General features: G+C 69.0%; 13 protein-coding genes. 7 read left to right on the top strand and 6 right to left on the bottom strand.

Going from position 1 to position 19,497, the window contains the following annotated elements:
• Positions 1 to 2,133, top strand: a 2,133-nt coding sequence (locus HLK59_RS02440) for a family 78 glycoside hydrolase catalytic domain (RefSeq protein WP_171139479.1), incomplete at its 5' end; no start/stop codon positions are given.
• A 211-nt stretch (positions 2,134 to 2,344) separates the two neighbouring features.
• On the opposite strand, the gene HLK59_RS02435 is transcribed toward HLK59_RS02440, so the two are convergent.
• The 5 genes from HLK59_RS02435 to HLK59_RS02415 are packed head-to-tail and all read right to left on the bottom strand — an operon-like array spanning position 2,345 to position 8,547.
• Positions 2,345 to 2,689, bottom strand: a complete 345-nt coding sequence (locus HLK59_RS02435; protein WP_171139478.1) for a DoxX family protein — start codon at positions 2,687 to 2,689, stop codon at positions 2,345 to 2,347.
• Positions 2,686 to 4,728: an acetoacetate--CoA ligase gene (locus tag HLK59_RS02430; protein ID WP_171139477.1), complete on the bottom strand. Its 2,043-nt coding sequence runs from the start codon at positions 4,726 to 4,728 to the stop codon at positions 2,686 to 2,688. Before HLK59_RS02430 ends, HLK59_RS02435 begins: the two co-directional genes overlap by 4 nt.
• Positions 4,725 to 6,389: a bifunctional 3-(3-hydroxy-phenyl)propionate/3-hydroxycinnamic acid hydroxylase gene (locus tag HLK59_RS02425; RefSeq protein ID WP_171139476.1), complete on the bottom strand. Its 1,665-nt coding sequence runs from the start codon at positions 6,387 to 6,389 to the stop codon at positions 4,725 to 4,727. Before HLK59_RS02425 ends, HLK59_RS02430 begins: the two co-directional genes overlap by 4 nt.
• Before the next feature lie 28 nt (positions 6,390 to 6,417).
• On the bottom strand, positions 6,418 to 7,356 hold the full coding sequence (locus HLK59_RS02420) for a fumarylacetoacetate hydrolase family protein (RefSeq protein WP_171139475.1): 939 nt from the start codon (positions 7,354 to 7,356) through the stop codon (positions 6,418 to 6,420).
• A gap of 45 nt (positions 7,357 to 7,401) precedes the next feature.
• Positions 7,402 to 8,547, bottom strand: a complete 1,146-nt coding sequence (locus tag HLK59_RS02415) for a VOC family protein (protein WP_171139474.1) — start codon at positions 8,545 to 8,547, stop codon at positions 7,402 to 7,404.
• Positions 8,548 to 8,778: 231 nt separating this feature from the next.
• Between HLK59_RS02415 and HLK59_RS02410 the strand changes: the two genes are divergently transcribed.
• The 6 genes from HLK59_RS02410 (at position 8,779) to HLK59_RS02385 (ending at position 17,302) form a co-directional block, all read left to right on the top strand.
• Complete coding sequence (locus HLK59_RS02410; protein ID WP_171139473.1) at positions 8,779 to 9,414, top strand: TetR/AcrR family transcriptional regulator; 636 nt, start codon at positions 8,779 to 8,781, stop codon at positions 9,412 to 9,414.
• A gap of 614 nt (positions 9,415 to 10,028) precedes the next feature.
• Positions 10,029 to 11,279, top strand: coding sequence for a helix-turn-helix domain-containing protein (locus tag HLK59_RS52295; RefSeq protein WP_171139472.1), 1,251 nt, complete (start codon positions 10,029 to 10,031; stop codon positions 11,277 to 11,279).
• A 178-nt stretch (positions 11,280 to 11,457) separates the two neighbouring features.
• A complete protein-coding gene (locus tag HLK59_RS02400) occupies positions 11,458 to 13,773 on the top strand; it encodes a pyruvate dehydrogenase (RefSeq protein WP_171139471.1) in 2,316 nt (771 codons plus the stop codon).
• Positions 13,774 to 13,827: 54 nt separating this feature from the next.
• Positions 13,828 to 14,781: a fumarylacetoacetate hydrolase family protein gene (locus tag HLK59_RS02395; RefSeq protein ID WP_171139470.1), complete on the top strand. Its 954-nt coding sequence runs from the start codon at positions 13,828 to 13,830 to the stop codon at positions 14,779 to 14,781.
• Positions 14,782 to 14,812: 31 nt separating this feature from the next.
• On the top strand, positions 14,813 to 15,466 hold the full coding sequence (locus tag HLK59_RS02390; protein WP_206326683.1) for a VOC family protein: 654 nt from the start codon (positions 14,813 to 14,815) through the stop codon (positions 15,464 to 15,466).
• 3 nt (positions 15,467 to 15,469) lie between these two features.
• On the top strand, positions 15,470 to 17,302 hold the full coding sequence (locus tag HLK59_RS02385; RefSeq protein WP_171139469.1) for an FAD-dependent monooxygenase: 1,833 nt from the start codon (positions 15,470 to 15,472) through the stop codon (positions 17,300 to 17,302).
• A gap of 828 nt (positions 17,303 to 18,130) precedes the next feature.
• Here the strand turns inward: HLK59_RS02385 and HLK59_RS02380 are convergent.
• Positions 18,131 to 19,456, bottom strand: coding sequence for a right-handed parallel beta-helix repeat-containing protein (locus tag HLK59_RS02380; RefSeq protein ID WP_240982139.1), 1,326 nt, complete (start codon positions 19,454 to 19,456; stop codon positions 18,131 to 18,133).
• Between the last annotated feature and the right edge of the window lie 41 nt (positions 19,457 to 19,497).

Genomic DNA, 19,497 nt, shown 5'->3' with positions numbered 1-19,497 from the left:
CACCCCGACTGGCTCGCCCCCGAGCAGCCGGACCTGCCCCTGCCGGAACTGCGGTACACCTTCGAACTCACGGCGGCGCCTGTGCGTGCCCGGCTCGCGCTCGCCGTCGAAGGCGTCGCCACGGTCGACATCGGCGGAACCCCCGCACTCGGATCGGCGCTCGACCCCGGATACGGAACGCCCGGCGGACCCGTCCCCGCGATCGTGCGGGATGTGACGTCCCTGCTACGGCCCGGCGCCAACGAGATCGCCATCCGGCTCGGCGGCGGAGTGTCGTGGGTCCCGCGCCTGGCCGACCGCTACACCAAGTTCACCAGCTACCGGCAGCCCTGGGTCGCGGCCCGACTCCTCGTGGAGACCGCCGACCACCGCACCGTGGACGTCGTCACCGACAGCACCTGGGAAGCCCGGCTCGGCCCTACCGTCGTCGCGCACTGGTACGCGGGCGAGGGCTGGGCCGAAGACACCGTGACTCCGTGGACCCGCGCTGCTCCGATCCCCCGCCCCTTCACCATCCGGTGGCGCGCCGCGCCGCCGATCCGGGTCGTGGACCGCCTGACTCCGGCCACCGTCACGCACCGAGCCGACGGCAGCCGACTGTTCGACTTCCGCGTCAACGCCGCCGGCCGACCGGTGCTGACGCTCTCCGCAGCGCAACCCGGACAAGCCGTCACCCTCCGCCCCGCAGAACTCCTCGACGCGGACGGCGCGATCAGCCAGACCTCCACGGGCACCCCCATCCGGGACCGGGTGACCCCGGCCGGGACCGCGGCGGCCTGGCACCCTTCCTTCGTCTACCACGGCGCCCGCTACTGGGAGGTTAGCGGACTCAGCCCCCAGGAGCCCGACACCGCGCTTGCCTTCGAGGTCATGCGTACCGACAACACCAGGGTCGGTGCCCTGCGCAGCTCGGACCCGTTCGTCAACCGCCTGCACTCGATGATCGACCGCGCCATCCAGAGCAACATGTACTCCGTCTTCACGGACTGCCCGCACCGCGAGAAGCTGGGCTGGCTCGAACAGGACTACCTCTGCTTCGAGCCCTTGGTGCGCGGCTACGACGTGGCCGCCCACCTGCGCGAGACCGTCGACCTGATGCTGGAGGCACAGGCCGCCGACGGCATGGTGCCCAGCACGGTGCCCGAACTCGTGGTCTTCGACTACGACAAGCACAAGGACGACCAGACCGCGTTCCGCGACGACCCGAACTGGGGCCGCGCGCTGATCGAGGTCCCCTGGCGCCTGTACCGGCACACCGGAGACCCGGCGGCACTGCGCAGGGCCTGGCCTGCCGTCGGACGCTACCTGGACTATCTGCGGGGCCGGTCCGTTGACGGGCTCCTGGACCACGGCCTGGGTGACTGGATCGAACTCGACGACACCACCCCGCGCGGGCTCGTCGCCAGCGCGGGATGGTGGGAGTCACTGCTCACCGCGGCCTCGACCGCCCGCGTGCTGGGCGACTCGGACGCGAGCCGACGATACGAGGAGGAGGCGCGCAGCGTCCGGTCGCGCATCGTCGACGCCTACGTCCGCGGCGGTCGCTGGGGCTCCGGGAGCCAGGCGAGCTGGGCCTTCGGGTGGCTACTCGCCGCCGACGGGGACGCCCGCCGGGCGGCGGCAGACGCGCTCGTCGCGCGTATCGCCACGGACGGCGGAGCCCTCACTGTCGGCGAGAACTCCCTCCCGCACTTCCTGCGGGCCCTGAGCGAGTCCGGCCGCAGCGATCTGATCGACCGTCTGATCCGACGCGTCGACGCCCCGGGTTACGGGCACCAGGTCGCCTCCGGGGCAACTGCGCTCACGGAATCCTGGACCGGACCCCGAGCACCCCAGGGGCAGGCCTCGCAGAACCACTTCATGCTCGGCGTGATCGGCGAGTGGCTGCTGGGCGATGTCGTCGGCCTGAGGCAGCGGAACGACTCGGTGGGCTGGGCCCGGGTCAAGGTCGCGCCGACGTTCCTGGGATCCGTCGACTGGATCGAGGAGACATTCCTGTCGCCGCGCGGACGGATAACTGTGGCCTGGCGGCGGACGGACTCCGGCATCGCACTGGACGTGACAGCACCGCCGACCGTCGAGGTCGAGGTGGACGTCCCCGACTACGTGGTCCACGAGGTACGGCATTGCTGAGCTTGGTGTCTGACCTCGGCAATTCATCTGACCTGCCGCGCTTGGCTTCTTCGCGAGACAGCGGGGCGGCCGTTCAGGCCGACGGCCTTGTCGGCGCCCATTCGGCCAACAGGAAGCCGAGAGTACTCTTCGGTGGTTCTGTACTTGAAAGGGCGGGACGGCGCCGGAGGGGGAGCCCGACGCCGCCCCGCGGCGCAGGGGCGGTCAGTCCTCAGCCGAACAAGGCCACGAGATACCCCACGACCAGCACAGCGCACACCACAGCGGGTGCGAGTCTGGCAACCGGGTCGCCCTTGCGCAGGTGTACGACCGCGGCACCGACGAGCAGCAGGAGAAGCCCAGCCCCGGCGAGGCCGCCGAGCGGCGGAACGGCCGGGCCGAGCGCCACACCGGCGACTCCCGCCAGCTCCAGCAGGCCGACGCGGCGGTAGGCGCCGACGGAGAAGCCGGCCTCGGCAGCCAGCTCGCGCATCTTCGGCACGGCCAACGCCTTGGCCAGTCCGAGCGCCCCGAAGACCAGGGCGATGAGGCAGGCGAGAGGCACGGTGAGGATCATGAGGTGTTCCCGGGGGTTGTCGACGTGCTGTCTGTGTGGAGGTTCTGCGCGGCCCGCCGCTCGGCGCCCAGACGGGCGAAGTAGTCGATCAGGTCGGGGTTGTCGACCGATCCGGGGCTGACGACCTGGGCGAGGGGCGCGCCCTGGAGCAGCCGTTTGACCGGGACTTCGAGCTTTTTGCCGGTGCGGGTGTGAGGGATGCCGGGTACGGCGAGGATCTCGTCGGGGACGTGGCGGGGTGAGACGCCGGTGCGGACGGCGTCACGGATGCGCTCGCGCAGCGCGTCGTCAAGCACAGCTCCCTCGGCGAGGACCACAAACAGGGGCATCCAGTACCCGCCGTCCGGCTCCTCCGCGCCGATGACCAGCGCTTCGGCGATCTCCGGGAGTTTCTCCACGGCGTCGTGGATGTCTCCGCTGCCCAGCCGGACACCGTGGCGGTTCAGCGTGCTGTCGGAACGGCCGTGTACGATCACCGAGCCGTGCGAGGTGAGCGTGATCCAGTCGCCGTGCCGCCACACGCCGGGATACGTGGTGAAATACGCGGCCCGGTAGCGGGTGCCGTCGGGATCGTTCCAGAAGTACAGCGGCATCGACGGCATGGGACGGGTGACGACCAGTTCGCCGACCCGGTCGAAGACCGGCGTGCCCTCGCTGTCGTACGCCGCGAGCGCCACGCCGAGATTGGGCGCGGACAGCTCGCCCGCCCAGACCGGGGTCGTGGCGGAACTGCCCGCGAAGCCGGAGGCGACATCGGTTCCGCCGCTGGTGGAGGTGAGCTGGACGTGCGCGCCGACGTGGTCGCGCACCCAGGGGTAGGCGGAGGCGGGCAGGGCGGAGCCGGTGCAGCCCATGGCGCGGATGGCCGACAGGTCGTGCGCGGAGGGGTCGATGCCGAACTTGTCCATGGCGAGGAGGTATTGGGGGCTGGTGCCGAAGACGGTGACGCGGTGGCGCGAGGCCAGTTCCCACAGGATGTCGGGGCGGGCGAAGGGGGCCGGACTGCCGTCGTATGTGCAGGTCGTGGCTCCGGTGAGCAGGGTGGAGACGACCAGGTTCCACATCATCCAGTGAGTGGTGGTGTACCACAGCAGGCGGTCACCGCGGGCGAGGTCGGAGTGCAGACCCAGGGTCTTGAGGTGTTCGAGCAGGACGCCGCCGTGGCCATGCACGATGCCCTTGGGCAGACCTGTGGTACCGGAGGAGAACAGGACCCACAGCGGGTGGTCGAACGGCACCGGGGTGCAGCGCAGTTCCTCGTCACGGGTCGCGGCGTCCTCCCACGAAACGACCGTCGACGGGTAAGTCTGCGACGGCCAAGGCAGGCCCACGTGTCCGACCAGCAGGGTGGCCTTCAGGGTGGGAAGAGCGCGGGCCAGTTCGAGGGTGGCGTCGCGGCGGTCGTGCGTGGTGTCGTTGAACAGGTAGCCGTCCGCCGCCACCAACACCGTCGGCTCCAGTTGGCCGAAGCGGTCGGCTGCGGCCTTCGGGGCGTAGTCCTGCCCGCAGACCGACCACACCGCGCCGAGGCTCGCGGCGGCCAGGAACGCGACGATCGCGTGCGGGGTGTTGGGCAGGTACCCGACGACCCGGTCGCCCTTGGCGACGCCCAGGTCGCTCAGGGTGGCGGCGACGGAGGCGACCTGGGCGCGCAGCTGGCCGCCGGTCACCTCGTAGCCGTTGCCGGTCTCGTCCAGCGCGGTGATCGCGGGGTGGTCGGCGCGCAGGTTCCGCAGGGCGTGGTGGGCGTAGTTGAGCGTGGCGCCGGTGAACCAGCGGGCTCCGGGCATGGTCTCCTCGGCGAGCACCTGCTCGTACGGGGTCTCCGCGTCGACGGCGAAGTACTCCCACACCGCGCTCCAGAAGCCTTCGAGGTCGGTGACGGACCAGCGATACAGGGCCTCGTAGTCGGTCGGGTCTACGCCCACGGCGGCCTCGTCGCGGTAGCGGACGAGCCAGTGCCCGAAGTCCACTATGCGGCTGCCGGCGGCGGTGACGGGATCCGGCGTCCAGAAGGGCTGAGAGTTCGTCGTGGTCATCGCAGGGTGCTCCTCAACGAAGGTGCGGGGGTGGGCTGTCGGGCGGGAAGGAACCGACGGGACGTGTGCAGCAGTGGCGCCCAGGCGGACGTACCGGTGAACCCGCTCCCGCCCGTGGGAACGGTGCTCATCACCACACGGTCGGGACGCAGCAGAACAGCGTCCGCCCGGCCGGCGCGCAGCCAGGCGGCGAGGCTCCCGTCGTCGATGACCGCCATGTCCCCGTGGGCAGCATCGTCGAAGGAGGTCAGGTGGAGGACGCGGGCGCCCAGCGCCTGCGCCACGGCGCGCATGGCCGGAGCGGGCGGTACGGCCGCCAGGACCGCGAAGGAGTCACCGAGCACGTCGTCGAGACGGACGCTCCCGCTGCCCGTCGTCACCCGTGGCTGGGGAACGAGGGTGCCCGCCAGGCGGCGGCCGGTGAGGCGACGGCCGTCGTACGCCAGGGGGCCGCGCGGCAGAGCCGGGCCGAGACCGTGCCCGGCGGCGTACGAGGTGATCGCGGGGATGCGGCAGACCACACCGAGCGCGGTGCGCCGTAGGGCGGCGGCCCGGTCCTGTCCGCCGGTCATCGCCCAGCCCATCGCGACCGCCAGGCGGATCATGTGCCGGGCGTGGGGCTTGCGTTCGCTCTCGTAGGAGTCGAGCAGGCGGTCGTCCGCGCCCTGTTCCAGCACCCGGGCCAGCTTCCAGGAAAGGTTGTGGGCGTCCCGCAGCCCCGAGCACAGGCCCTGCCCGATGAACGGCGGGGTCAGGTGCGCGGCGTCGCCGAGGAGGAAGACCCGGCCCCGGCGCCAGCGGTCGGCGATGCGGGCCCTGAAGGTGTACCGCGCCTGCCGTATCACCTCGAAGCCGTCACCGTCGGCCGGGACGTCCACCCAGGGAGCCACCAGTTCTCGCAGGTCCTCGGAGGCCACCCCGAGCCGGAACTCCCAGCGGTAGCGGTCCTTGCCGATCCGCATGAAGGTTCCCGGGCGGTCCGGGTCGCAGACCTGGTCGACTCCTTCCCAGGTACGCACCGGCAGGCTGGTACGCGCGTCGAGGACCGTCCACTCCTCCTCGAAGTTCAGGTCCTCCCACGCGGCGCCGATCGCATCCCGGGTGAGGCTGCCCGCACCGTCGCAGCCCAGGACGGCGTCCGCCCACACGTGCTCCACCACGTCCGTGGCCTCGTCACGCAGCGTTACCCGCACCCGGCCCAGACCGTCTGCGAGTTCCTCCTGCTCGACGGAGACAACCTCGACTCCACCCCGCAGATCGCACTCGGGATGGCGGTCGAGGGCGGCACGCAGCAGCCGTTCCAGTTCGGGCTGGTCGAAGAGGGTGGTCTGCGGAAAGCCGTGGTAGCCGTTCGGATCGTCCCTGCGGAACTCGGCCATCACCCGGTGCCGGGCGTCCAGCAGCCTCAGACCGTTGGCCGGGCGGGCGATTGCGGTGAACTCCTCATGGATGCCGACGGCCTGGAGGATCCGGCGGACCTCGTCGTCCATGGCCACGGCGCGCGGCAGCGGGTAGACGTCCCGGTGCCGCTCCAGCAGGATGCTGCGCACCCCACGCTGGGCGAGCAGGATGGCGGCGGTGACACCGACCGGGCCCGCCCCGACGATGACCACCGGCGCCGTCCGGGCAGCACTGTCCGGGGCGACCTCATTCGACTTCATGCGCGGCTCACTTCTCCGGTCACTTGGCTTACTTGGCGTCCGCGACTGCGGTTCGCTGCTCGCCGAGATCGATCCGCCCGTCCGGGGTGGTGATGGTCGCGGTGATCAGGTCGCCCGCGTGCAGGTAGTGCGGGTTGCGGGCCTGGCTCCTGAAGAACGCCTTCCACTTCACCGCGGGCGGCAACAGCGCGGCGATCTTCTCCACCGGCTTGGGCGGGGCCTTCAGCGCCGTACCACCAGGGGTACCGGTCAGGAGCAGGTCGCCCGGGTCGAGGGCCTGGAACCGGGACAGCAGGGTCAGAGCCTCGGCGGGTCGGACGATCATGTCGGCGAGGGTGCGGTCCTGGCGCAGGTCGCCGTTGACGCTCAGCTTCAGCCGCAGGTTCAGCAGGTGGGCGAAGTCCTCCGGCTCCAGCAGGGCGAGGAAAGGCCCGGTGGGTGTGAAGGTCGGGTACGACTTGCTCTCATAGAACTGCGTCTTGGTCAGCTGGACCTCGCGGGCGCTGACATCGTTGGTGAGGACCAGTCCGGCGACGTACGAGGGCAGGTCCTGCTCGGTCACGACGGTGCCGACGGGCAGCGGTGCGCCCAAGACCAGGCCGAGTTCGATCTCGTAGTCCAGAAGCTTCACGTGCGAGGGCCGAACGATGGTGTCCTCCGGGCCGCTGATGGAGCCCGACGCCTTGCGGAAGAAGGCGGGCGGGATCTCGCCGGTGAAGCCCGAGTCACGGGCGTGGCTGCGGTAGTTGACCATCTGGGCGACCACGCGGCACGGGGTGGTGACCGGGGACAGCGCGACGAGGCCGGCGACGGGCATGCCGAGCTCGCCGGAGTCGGCGGCCTCGCGTACGGCGGCACGGTCGGCGATCAGCTCAGCGGTGGTGGTGGCCTTGGTGTCGACGGGGATGGCGCGGTCGCCGCGGACGACCCACCAGCCGTCCGCGGTGCGCAGTACGTTGTTACTCATGTTGTTGCCTTTACGGAGAGGTTGAGGGGGCAGAGGTTGAGCGGGTCAGGAGTTGGCGGCCTTCAGCAGACCCAGCAGCCGGGCCGGGTCGAGTTCGCTGTCGTCGCGCAGCGCCTCCATGACCTCGCGGAGTCGCTTGGGTGAAGGGCCGGCGCCGAGGAAGTCTCGCGTGGCCGGCGGACCCCACTGGGCGAGGCCGCTGGTGGACATGGGCGCCCAGCCGGGCTCGAGGTCGCAGGAGAACAGGTCTCCGTCGGCGAAGTGCTCCAGCATGAGCTGGTCCGGGTCGCGCCAGTAGTCGAAGAGCTGGCTGCCGTGGATGTGCCGCCCGATACCCCAACTGCGCTTGTAGCCGCGCTCCTTCAGGTACTCGCCGCCGGCCGCGATGGAGTCCAGGTCGGTGACCTGGTAGGCCGAGTGGACATAGCCGTTGCCCGGTCCCAGGTGCATCGCCAGCGTGTGGTGGTCGACCGGCACGCTCCCCAGATCGCAGCGGAGGAACGCCATGGTCGGACCCCGGCCGCGCTGCCCGTCCAGGAACAGGAAGTCGGACACGATCATGCCGAGGGTGTCCAGGTACCAGTCCAGGGCCCGCGCGAACACCTTTGTCTCCAGCACCAGATGCCCCAGTCGCTGGACGCGGGACGGCTCGCGCGGCGGGCGCTGGGTGGCGTTCGTACGACGGTGGTCGGTGCCGAAGTTGAGCAGCAGCGGCCGCTGCCCCGGCAGAGCGGGCAGTTCCCCGCCGCAGTGCACAACCCGCACCGGGAAGCCCGAGGGGTCGAGCAGGCTGACGACCTTGCCGCCGACGGGCATGTCCGCGTCCCGTACGTCCGTCCCCGTCGCCCGTGCCAGCCGGTCCAGATCGGCCCCCTCAGCCGCGCGAAACGCCGGGCCGATGAAACGGGACGTACGACCGCGCCGGATCACCATGCAGGGCGAGCCTGCGAACGTGCCGCGCAGCCACAGCTCCCGCTCGGTGCGCGCGGCGATACCGAAGCCGAAATCGCGGGCGAAGACCTCGGCCCGGTCCAGGTCGGGCTTCTCGAACTCCAGCCAGGCCAGGTCGGCGACCTTGATCACCGGGTTCCGGGACCGGCCGGAGTGCTCGCCGAGCAGGGCGCCCTGCTCGCTATGCAGGTCCTGGTGGGCCGTCTTCACGTGGTACTTGGTGCTGTGGGGGTCAGGCATGGGTGCCTCCATGGCTTGTACGGCAGGACCACCGACGGCATCGGGGCGCTTGTGCCGGCTCCCCCGTCCCAGGGGGTTCGACCCGGTGGCGGCCGAATCACGGCAGGGCGCGCCAATCAGCAGGCTTACCACTTGAGGAAATCATCATGTTTGACCGACTCCCCGTCAATGACTTTCAAGATGATTTTTGAGGAATCCATCATCTCTGGGGAGTGTTGCTAGACTCGCCCCATGCCGACGTCAGCCCCACCCAGCAATCGCTTCGAACGGCGCCGCGCCGCGACCCGGCAGGCACTCATCCGCGCCGCCCGGCAGATCCTCTCCGAGACGGGCGACACCGACGTGAGCATCCAGGCGATCGCCGACCGGGCCGACGTGGGCTTCGGCTCCTTCTACAACCACTTCGAGTCCAAGGCCGCCCTGTTCGACGCGGCGGTACTCGACGCCCTCGACGAGTACGGCCAGGTGATCGACGAACGGCTGGAAGGCGTCGACGACCCCGCCGAGCGGGTCGCGTTCGGCGTGCGGCTAAGCGCCAGGATGGCCGAGACGCACCCCGAGATCATGCGAATCCTGCGCCACCGCGGCCTCGGGCACATCCACTCCGACCGCGGTCTGGCCCCTCGCGCCCTGAGTGACCTGCAGACCGGCGCGGCCTCCGGCCGCTTCACCTTCACCAGCCCCGAGATCGCCCTGTCCTCGCTGGGCGGCAGCCTCCTGGCCCTCCTCGACCTACACCTCACCAGGCCGGACGCCGACACCGACGAAGCCGCCGCGGCCATGGCGGAGATGATGCTGCGCATGCTGGGCGTCTCCACGGACGAGGCCCGGAAGATCGCCGAGCGTCCCCTTCCTACCGGCGGCTGACGCCTCGGGTGGGCTCAGCAGCCAAGAAGAGGCAGACCTTCTTGGCATGGAGACGTTACGTCTCGCCCCTCCTGGCGCGTACTCGATCAGCTTGCCGGGCAACACCGCCGGGGCAGCCACAGCCCGCACCGGTTTCTACGACAGGCCCTCCTGCGGCGTCGCCCGCAAGATCGAACGCGGCAACGCTGCGGTCTTTGCCGCAGAGCGCGGGTGCCGTCACCTGCACCGCCCTCTGGAAACTGATCCTGACCCCAGTAAGAGCAGCCCAAGACCGAGTGGCGAGCGTCGGCCCGCGGTTCACCCGGGCCTTGTCCGGACCATGAGCAGTGAGACGCCAGCGTCCCAGCGGTGATGCGGGCGAACCGGTCGAACCGGGTACCTGACGGGAAGATCTCGACCGGTGCGACGCATGAACGCTGGGCCTCTTGGCAACTTGTTGTTGCCAGCTCGATCGATCACTGGTCAGGCTGGCGGCACAGTCAGCGGTATCCGTCCTGGGTGTCTGGCGGCTCCTGAAGGGTTACAGCCCGGCCGGACCGGCCCGCGCGAGAAGGAGGCCTCCACCCATGCTCGCTCCATGGATCCAAGAACTCACTCCGCGCGACCGTAACGCGGTGACCCGTTCGGTCCTGCCACAGGCCAGGGTCGCGGAGCTTGTCACGCGCGTCGGAGCCGGCCCGTGCGGCTGGGCTGTCGAACTCGGCCGGGCCATGGCAGAGCACATCGCCGACGAGGTGCCCTACCTGGCCATCGACGGAATCGTGCAAGAACTGCACAAGGGATGTGAGGCTGTCGCGCTGGCCGCGATGGCGGCGCTCCACGACGAACAGGACTTCGTCATGGCCGACGTGCCCGAGGTGCTGCTGGGGCCCGCCGAGGTGGTGAGTCGCGGCGTGGGCGTCGAGCACATGCTGCGCGCGATCCATGTCGGCCACACCTTCGCCACCCGTGAGCTGTGGGACCTCTGCGAACAGTTGCCGGACGATGAGCGACGATTCGCCGCGATGCGGCGTGCATCGGAACTCATGCTCGGGATCGTCGCCGACCTGTCGGCCGACATGGCCCGCGAATTCGGTCAGATAAAGCAGGCATGGCTCGCCAGCGCCAACGCCGCCCGGATGGAAGTCGTACGGGGCATTCTCCACGGTGACGCCGTGTCCGTGGAACGCGCTTCGCGTGTCCTCGGATACGACCTGACGAGGCATCACGTGGCCTTCGTCGCCTGGGCCGACGACTTGTCGGAGGCAGGGGCGACCGAGTTGGAGGGTGCCGTCGCGGAGCTGCTGCGGGCATCCGGCTGCACGGCGAGCCTGGTGCTGCCGGTCGGTGATCGAAGAGTCTGGGCGTGGGGGTCCGGCGTCCGGCGTCCGCCTGCCCTGCCGGTCGGCGGCACACACCGGCCCTCCCCTGAGGTGCGGGTCGCAGCAGGGCTGGCCGCGCCGTCGCTCGATGGATTCAGGGAGAGCCACTACCAGGCGTTGGAGGCCGCCCGGGTCGGCATGATGTCCCCAGGTCACCGCTGGCTGTTCGACTACGGCGAGTTGGACGTGGTGGCCCTGCTCAGCTACCGGATCGACCTGGCCCGCGAGTTTGTCCGGCGCGAACTCGGGGCGCTGGCGGGGTCCGAGGAGGCCATCGTCACCGTCCGGACCACCCTCAAGTGCTACCTGGACGTGGAGCGCAGCCTCAACACCGCCGCCGAGCGCCTGCACGTCGCCCGCAACACGGTCGCCTACCGGGTTCAGCGGGCGGAGGAGCTGCGCGGGGAGGGCATCCATGTCCGGCGGATGCAGCTCCAGGCGGCCCTCACCCTGGTCGAGGAGCTGGGCGAGACGGTCCTGCCCGGAAAGTTCACAACGCGCTGAGACCGAGCCGGGCGGCCGGGCCTGAGAGTCGGACCTTGGACTGGAGTGCAAACAGCCCACTCGCGTTTGCACCACAGCCCAAGCCGTTTCTCCATCGCGGGAGGCTTCATGGAGTGCGTTCGTTCCGCTGCCTCGGTGCCGCTTGCCGCGCTTCCGGGGCTGTCACCGGGAGCCTTGCATGCCGACCGCTACACCTCCGCCGCGCCTTCCGACCGATGTGCTCGTCTCCATCGAGCGGCGTGTTCTGTGGCTCGCGGCTGCGCTGGTCGATCACGCCAACAACGTCCGGGACAACTCTTCCGGCATGAAGGTCGGAGGACATCAGGCGTCGAGCGCGTCGATGGTCTCGATCATGACCGCCTTGTGGTTCCAGCACCTCCGCCCGCAGGACCGGGTCTCGGTCAAGCCGCACGCCTCCCCGGTACTGCACGCGATCAAGTATCTCCTCGGCGACCTCGAGACCAAATACCTCACGACACTTCGTGAGTTCGGCGGCCTGCAGAGCTATCCCAGCCGCACGAAGGACCCCGAGCCGGCCGACTACTCGACCGGCTCGGTCGGAATCGGTGCCACTGCTCCGGTCTGGGGCGCGTTGGCACGGCGTTACGTCAACGCACGATTCGGCGGCGCCGGCGACGGACGCCAGTACTCACTGATGGGAGATGCCGAACTCGACGAGGGCGCCTGCTGGGAGGCCGTGGTCGACCCGATGGTCGCCGGCCTGGGCGAAGTCGTATGGATCGTCGACCTCAACCGCCAGTCGTTGGACCGCGTGGTACCCGATATCGCCGCCCACCGTCTCCAAGGCATGTTCGCTGCCGCGGGCTGGCAGGTCATCACCGTCAAGTACGGCAGACTCCTGCAGGATCTCTTCAGCCGCCCTGGCGGCAGCTCCCTGCGCGGCCGGATCGACGCGATGACCAATCCGGAGTACCAGCGCATGCTGCGGCTGCCTGGCACCGACCTGCGTGAGCGGCTGCCAGGCACCGGCGCCGACTCCGAACGGATCCGGTCCCTGCTCGTCGACATCCCCGACGAAGACGTTCAGCGAGCGCTGCGCAACTTGGGCGGCCATGACCACGAGGCGTTGGCCGACGCCTTCGACGCCATTGACGACACCCGGCCCACAGTGATCTTCGCCTACACGGTCAAGGGGCACGGCCTGCCCACCGAAGGCCACCCGCAGAACCACTCCTCGTTGCTGACCGCCGACCAGTTCAAGGGCCTTGCCGGTCGGCTCGGTGCGGATCTCGCAAACAAGTGGGCCAAGTTTCCCGCTGCCAGCCCCGAAAGCATCGCGTGTGCCGAGGCGGCGGCCCGTCTCGCCCGCACTCCCACTCCGTCGGCCACGCCCCCGCCTGTGCCCACCGACTTCGGGCGGAACGTCTCCGGAACCCGATCGACCCAGGCGGGCCTCGGCAGCACACTGCTCGACCTGATGCGGTCGGCCCCCGAGGCCGGAGCCCGTGTGGTCACAGTCAGCCCGGACGTCACCTCCAGCACCAACCTCGGCGGCTGGGTCAACAAGGTCGGCGTATGGTCCACCGACGACCGGCCCGACTGGTTCGCCGACGACCCCGAGACCATCCTGCGGTGGCGGGAGAGCACCCAGGGCCAGCACATCGAGCTCGGCATCGCCGAGACCAACCTCGTGTGTGCGCTGAGCGAACTCGGCTCCACCTGGAGCCGCTGGGGACAGCCCCTGCTTCCCATCGGGGTGCTGTACGACCCGTTCGTCGAGCGTGCCCTGGAGCCATGGTCGTTCGGCATCTACTCCGGCGGTCAGTCGATCCTGGTCGGCACCCCCTCGGGGGTGAGCCTCGCCGCCGAGGGCGGCGCACACCAGTCGATAAAGACTCCTTCGATCGGGCTGGAGCAACCCGGATGCACCATGTACGAGCCGGCCTTCGTCCTGGACACCGAATGGGTCCTGCTCGCCTGCCTGGCCCGCCTCGGCCGATCCGACGGCCACTCCGCGTACCTCCGGCTGTCGACCCGGCCCATCGACCAGACGCTCGCCGCTGTGCCCGCCGACCCCGTGGCACGCGAACGGCGCCGGACGCACACCGTGGCGGGCGGCTACCTGCTGCGCCGGTCCAACGACGCCGTGGTGACAATCGCGGCGATGGGGGCCGTCACGCCCGAAGCCCTCGCGGCGGCCGACCGCCTCACCGCCCTGGGACACCCCGCGGACGTTCTCTGCATCACCAGCCCAGGCATGCTCTTCGAGGCCGTCCAGGCACGCCGCGGAATCGGTCAGGCCCCCGACTGGATCCTCGACGCCCTGCTGCCCGCCCCGGCGGCAAGGCCCCTGGTGACCGTACTCGACGGGCATCCGCACACCCTGGCCTTCCTCGCGGCAGTTCACGGCGTGCCCGCCACCCACCTCGGTGTCAGCGAGTTCGGGCAATCGGGCGACCTGGCGAGCGTCTACCGCCACCACGGCATCGACGAGGCCGCGATCGTGTGCGCCGCCCTGGATCTCGTCGACTGACGGATCCACCGACGTTCTTCCCTCAATTCCTGCCCGCCGCACGGAGGTTCTTTCATGGCCACCCACCTCGCCCGCTACCGCGCCGACGGCGCCGTACAGTGGGGCGTCGTCGTGGACGGCGGGCTTTCCCCGCTCTCCGGCAACTACCGGACCACCGGCGACCTCATCCAGCAGGGGACCGAGGACTGGCGCTCAGCGCGCCGCCTGTCCGCGCGCCACCCCGTGGGCGAAGTGGAACTGTTGTCTCCAGTGACACGGCCCTGCCGTGTGATCTGCCAGGGCGCCAACTACCGGCAGCACGCCATCGATTCCGGTATGGACCCCGACGCCCGCGCGTTCAATCTCTTCTTCGACAAGACCGACGCCTCGGTGACCGGCCCGCACGCATCGGTCACCCGACCGAGGCACGTACACCTGCTCGACCACGAGATCGAACTCGCCCTCGTCCTGCGCAAGAACGTCACCGAGGCGGAGGAAGTCACCGACGAGAACCTCTCCGAGTACGTCTTCGGCGTCACCATCGCCAACGACCTCTCCGCCCGCGATGTCCAGTTGCCCCAAGGCCAGTTCCTCAAGGGCAAGAGCTACCGGGGATTCTGCCCCGTGGGCCCCTTCCTCGCCGTACCCGAGCCCGAGGAGTTCTCTCTCCTGGACCAGCTCGACCTGCGTCTGGAGGTCAACGGCCACCTGCGACAGCAGGACAGCACCGCCAACATGCTCTACCGCCCCGCCGAGACCCTCACCGAGCTGACGACGTTCTGCGACCTCAGCCCCGGAGACCTCCTGCTCACCGGTACCCCCCACGGCTGCACGGCGACCACTCCTCCGGCCGTGCTCCGCCGGATTGCCACCGCGCTGCTGCCCGAGGACAGGCTCTGGTCCCTGTTCATCCGCCAGAACCGCAAGAAGCCCTACCTGGCACCCGGTGACGTCGTCACCGCCTCCATCCGCAGCGCGGACCGCTCCATCGACCTGGGCACGCAGCACACCCTCATCACCGCCCCCTGAGCCGCCACCGAGCCGACCGGAACGAGCACACATGGACCGCATGAACTCCGCCCCCGCACATGCCGACTCATCCCCCGCCGGGAACCGAGCTGCTCCTGAGTTCCTGGCGCACTGGGTCGTCAAGACCGCCCGCAGCAAGGAGATGATCGCCTGGTACGGCACCGTCCTCGGCGCACGCGTCGTCCACGAGGACCAGCAGATCGCTTTCCTCGCCTGGGACGAGGAAAGCCACCGCCTCGCCCTGATCAAGGTGCCGGGCTTCCTGCGCTACGCCTTCCCCTTTGCCCGGTTGCGCCGCAAGGTGTATGGGATCGACCACCTCGCGTTCGCGTTCCCGGACCTGCAAAGGCTCCTGGAAAACTACGACCGCCTCAGGAAGGCCGGCATCGCACCGGTTTGGGCGATCAATCACGGCCCCACCACCTCCCTCTACTACGAGGACCCCGACGGTGTCCGACTGGAGTTCCAGACCGAGAACTTCCCCACGGCCCAGGACACGGCTGACTACTTCAGTAGTACCGCCTTCGCCGAGAACCCCATCGGGACCGACATCGACCCCGGCTATCTCCTCGAACGGCTCCGTGCGGGGGAACCGGTAGCGGAGCTGCTCAAGCCAGGAGCCGGCACCCGGCCGGGCAACGCACCCCGGTCGGGCCGACGCACGATCACCTGGAAGACCCTCTGAGCCATGTACGCCGAACCTATTCCGATCACGATCGTGGGAGCCGGGGCAACCGGATGCACTCTGGCGCTTCTCCTGGCCCGCCACGGCATACCCAGCACGGTGGTCGAACGCCGGACGCAGCCTCTGTTGCATCCCGCGGCCCACGTCGTCAACGCCCGGTCCTTCGAGATCTGGCACCACGCGTCGCCCCGGCTGGCGCAGGACATCGCCGCCCTCGCTCCGCCCATCGAGACCGTCAACATCATCCGCTGGAGCTCCCGGCTCACCGACGAGCCACTGGGCGAGATCGACCTTCTGTCGGAGCCCGGGATGCTCGCCCATGTCCGCACCCACAGCCCGTTCTTGATCTCCCATATCGGACAGCACTTGCTGATGCCCGTCCTCTGGGACGCGCTGGACCAAGAGCCCTTGGTGCATTTCCGGCGCGGTATCACCGTGTGTGACGTCACCGCCGCGACCGACCGCATGACACTGCACACTCTTACCGCACAGGCGGGAACCACACAGGACCTGACCACCCGATACCTCATAGCCGCCGACGGCGCCAACAGCATCGTCCGGGACCGCGCCGGAATCCGTATGCGGGGCAAGGTCCTGGCGAACATGGGAAGCGTCTTCTTCAACGCCCCGGACCTCCACCCCGTGGGCAAGGACAGATCTCTGCTCAACTGGATCTACGAGCCGAACTTCTGCGGCGTACTCATCGCCCATGCCGACGACGACTACGTCCTCATGACCGCCTACCTCCATCATGCGCAGCAGATCGCCCGCGACGGACTGTCCTACTGGAAGCGCACCCTGCCCCAGGTCTTGGGCCCTGACGTACCGGTCGAAATCCGTTCCACCGGCACGTGGACCATGACGTCCCAGACTGCGAGCACCTTTCGCCGTGGCCGGCTTCTCCTCACCGGCGACGCCGCACACCGCTTCCCGCACACCGGAGGATTCGGCCTCAACAGCGGTGTCCAGGACGCCCATAACCTCGCCTGGAAAATCGCCGCCGTCCTCAACGGTTCCGCGAGCGACACCCTCCTGGACACCTACGAAACAGAACGCCGCCCCGTCGTCGAGCGCTTCGCCGAGCAGAGCGTCGCCAACCACTTCCGCCTCGACGAGGTCACGCAGTCCGTCGGCATCACCAACCGCAGTCTCCATGGCGCGACCACGACCGCCGCGCACCCCCTGCTCTCGTGGATTCCGGACCGGCTGATGGCTACGGCCGCTGACCGCCTGACACACCTGCAGATGCGACGCACCCGAGCACTACGAGGGGACACACCCACGACACGCCGCCGGCGTGCACAGATCGCCTCCGCGATCCCGGCCCAACTCGAGCACTTCGTCTCCACCGGACTCGAGTTCGGCTACACCTATGCCAGCCCGCTCATCCACCCTGAACCGGGCTCCCCGACCGACGAAAGCGACGAGGTCGTCACCTACCGCCCGACGACCAGGCCCGGGGCGCGCCTCCCGCACTCCATGGTCCTGCACGAGGGTTCCCCGCACCCGATCCACGACCTGCTGTTGCACAACGGAGTCACGGTCGTCACGCCCGACCCCGGGAGCTGGGCGGCTGCGCTGCGGGAGCGGTGGCCCGAGGACACGCTTCCCTTCCAGGTCGTCGGTCTGATCACCGCCGGCATCGAGGACACAGACATGCTGGTCCATCTCTACGAAGTAGGAGAAGGCGGCGCTGTCCTGGTCAGGCCGGACGGCCATGTCGTCTGGCGAACCCGAAAGGCGGCCCCCGGCGCCACGGACGAACTCATCTCCCGCTGGGCGAGGATGTGGCGGGCGTTCTCCGGCGTTCCGAACCCGGACCGCGACGACGCCTGACACCCCCTGCTGTGGCGACTCCCGCCTGCACTTCAGCCTGTTCCGCTTCCTTCTGCGGCGGATCAGGCATATCGCTTCGTCGCTATGCAGCTTCTCGGGCCACCGGCGCCGCGGGCCTCGGTGCAACCAGCGCCATTGAATTGACCTTTGCATCCGGCAACACGCCCTGAGATCCCCCAAGTTGAAGAGCCGACCACATTCGGATACGTTACAACCGAAACGGATCGGCGCCCTTTCCGCCGAAGACGGAAACGCGTCACTGTTGCATTTCTTCTCTTTCTGACGACCAGGAGGTCTCATGAAATCAAGCAAAACGACATACAAGTCCAGGCGACTCGCAGGCGCGGCCACGGCAGGTATAGCAGTGGCCCTGTTGGGGCTGGGCGCACCCAGCCAGCCCGCTGCGGCAGCAGACGGGGCCGACTGCAGTAGTGGCGTTTGCCACATCCCTATCTATACCGGCGACGGATCCACCCTGCCCCGACCGCATCACGCATAAGGCGGACATGTGAAGATTCCTCGCTGGTCTGTGATGGTGGAGATGTAAAAGAATTCACCGACAGAACAGCGAGGCATCCCCTTGTTGAACTCCCCTGCAAATCACTTCGACGGTCTGCAGCGGAGTTCGGCGACGCACATCTGATCGACACTCATATGAGGAAGGCCCGGGAGCACCACCGGCCCGGGGGCGGGGCGTGTGGACGCGACAGGCGACGACAGAACCGCCCCCGTCGCGGCACCCTCTCCCGGGAAGGGCGATACCCGCTTCCAGGCTCGCGCCTGCTGAGACCCTTCACACCAGCGGCGACTCGGAACCAGACGGGCGCCTCAAGGGGCTTCGAAGGCACCGAGATCCGGGGCCTGCCTCTTGTACGCCAGGCCGACATCGACGCCCTGGTCGATCAGGGTGCTGTTCTCCGCGAGGTGGAGGTTGGGCAGCACGGGCAGACTCCCGTCGGCCCCGCGGGGCGCATCCCAGCCGGACGTCGACACGCTCTGGAACTGTGCGTCCGACAAGGTGATGCCCAGGTTCCACGAGTTGTACGCGGCGCTCGTGCCGGTCATGTTCGACGTCAGGGTGCCGGTGTAGGCGAGGTTGTTGCGCAGGTTGCCCCGGCCGACGTCGGCGCCGCTCGAGTCGACTCCCAGCATGTTGAAGTCTGGGTGGTTTCCGTAACTCGTGTTGTTGAAGTAGTCGTTGGCGACCGGGTGGTGGTTGGCATAGAAGCCCGACGCCCTGTTGGCGAAAGCGACCGATGTACGGACGGTGTGCTTGACGGCGCCCGCGTCGTAGTCGCCGCCATACCCGCCCGCCTTGAAGCCGGTTCCGTTGCCGGCCGCCGTGGTCGTTCCCGGCACGTACCCGCTGCGCCAGGCCCAGGAGTTCTCGATGGTCACGGACGAGTAGGCGCTGATCAGGTCGAACCCGTCGTCGCCGTTCCACCACGCGCGGCAGCCCCGGAACACGTTCCCGGGGTTGCCCGCCGGGATGTGCGCGCCGAATCCGTCTGCGTTCTCCCCGGCGCCGTTGGAGGAGTTCAGGTCGTAGTTGTCGTGCGAGTCCGTGTTGAGGACGAGGTTGTCACCTCCGTTCTGGATGAACAGGCCGGGCCCCATGTGGTGATGGGTGTTGATCTGCTCGAAAGTGTTGTTGCTGCCCGAGATCCAGATGCCCCAGGACTCGTGGTTGAGGCTGTTGTTCTGCGGTACGCCCGTGACGTCCAGGCCCTTGAGGTGGATCCAACTCCCGGTGAGGTCCATGCCCTTGATCCGGCAGTCGTCTGTCATGCCCGAGAAGTCGAAGACCGGGTTCTCCCCCGGGTAGGCCCAGTAGCGGATCGGGCTGCCCGAACTGCCGCTCTTGTTCAGGGTGATGGCGTCGACTCTGCCCGTCTGGCTCGTGCAACTGGTGTTCGCGTGTGTGTAGCGGTAGGTGCCGCCCCGGAAATACACCGTGTCACCCGGCTGCGCGACTGCCTGCGCATGGGCGATCGTCGCCCAGGGAGCAGCCTGCGTCCCCGCAGCGCCGTCGTCGCCGCCGGGGGCGACGTAATAGTCGGTCGCGGCCGCCGCAGCGCTCACGGCCCCCGAACTGGCGGGGATCGCTAGGGGGCTCACGGTGACCACCGAGATCAGCAGGGCACGTCCAAGCATCCTGGCCGTTCTCATCATTCACTCCAGATGTCGTCGCTCTG

The sequence above is a fragment of the Streptomyces sp. S3(2020) genome (assembly GCF_013044505.1).
Taxonomy (GTDB): domain Bacteria; phylum Actinomycetota; class Actinomycetes; order Streptomycetales; family Streptomycetaceae; genus Streptomyces.
This window is presented reverse-complemented; position numbering and strand designations above follow the sequence as displayed.

Coding starts and splice junctions, on each gene's coding strand:
- HLK59_RS02435 (WP_171139478.1), bottom strand. CDS start 2,689: ATGATCCTCACCGTGCCTCTCGCCTGCCTCATCGCCCTGGTCTTCGGG.
- HLK59_RS02430 (WP_171139477.1), bottom strand. CDS start 4,728: ATGACCACGACGAACTCTCAGCCCTTCTGGACGCCGGATCCCGTCACC.
- HLK59_RS02425 (WP_171139476.1), bottom strand. CDS start 6,389: ATGAAGTCGAATGAGGTCGCCCCGGACAGTGCTGCCCGGACGGCGCCG.
- HLK59_RS02420 (WP_171139475.1), bottom strand. CDS start 7,356: ATGAGTAACAACGTACTGCGCACCGCGGACGGCTGGTGGGTCGTCCGC.
- HLK59_RS02415 (WP_171139474.1), bottom strand. CDS start 8,547: ATGCCTGACCCCCACAGCACCAAGTACCACGTGAAGACGGCCCACCAG.
- HLK59_RS02410 (WP_171139473.1), top strand. CDS start 8,779: ATGCCGACGTCAGCCCCACCCAGCAATCGCTTCGAACGGCGCCGCGCC.
- HLK59_RS02400 (WP_171139471.1), top strand. CDS start 11,458: ATGCCGACCGCTACACCTCCGCCGCGCCTTCCGACCGATGTGCTCGTC.
- HLK59_RS02395 (WP_171139470.1), top strand. CDS start 13,828: ATGGCCACCCACCTCGCCCGCTACCGCGCCGACGGCGCCGTACAGTGG.
- HLK59_RS02390 (WP_206326683.1), top strand. CDS start 14,813: ATGGACCGCATGAACTCCGCCCCCGCACATGCCGACTCATCCCCCGCC.
- HLK59_RS02385 (WP_171139469.1), top strand. CDS start 15,470: ATGTACGCCGAACCTATTCCGATCACGATCGTGGGAGCCGGGGCAACC.
- HLK59_RS02380 (WP_240982139.1), bottom strand. CDS start 19,456: ATGCTTGGACGTGCCCTGCTGATCTCGGTGGTCACCGTGAGCCCCCTA.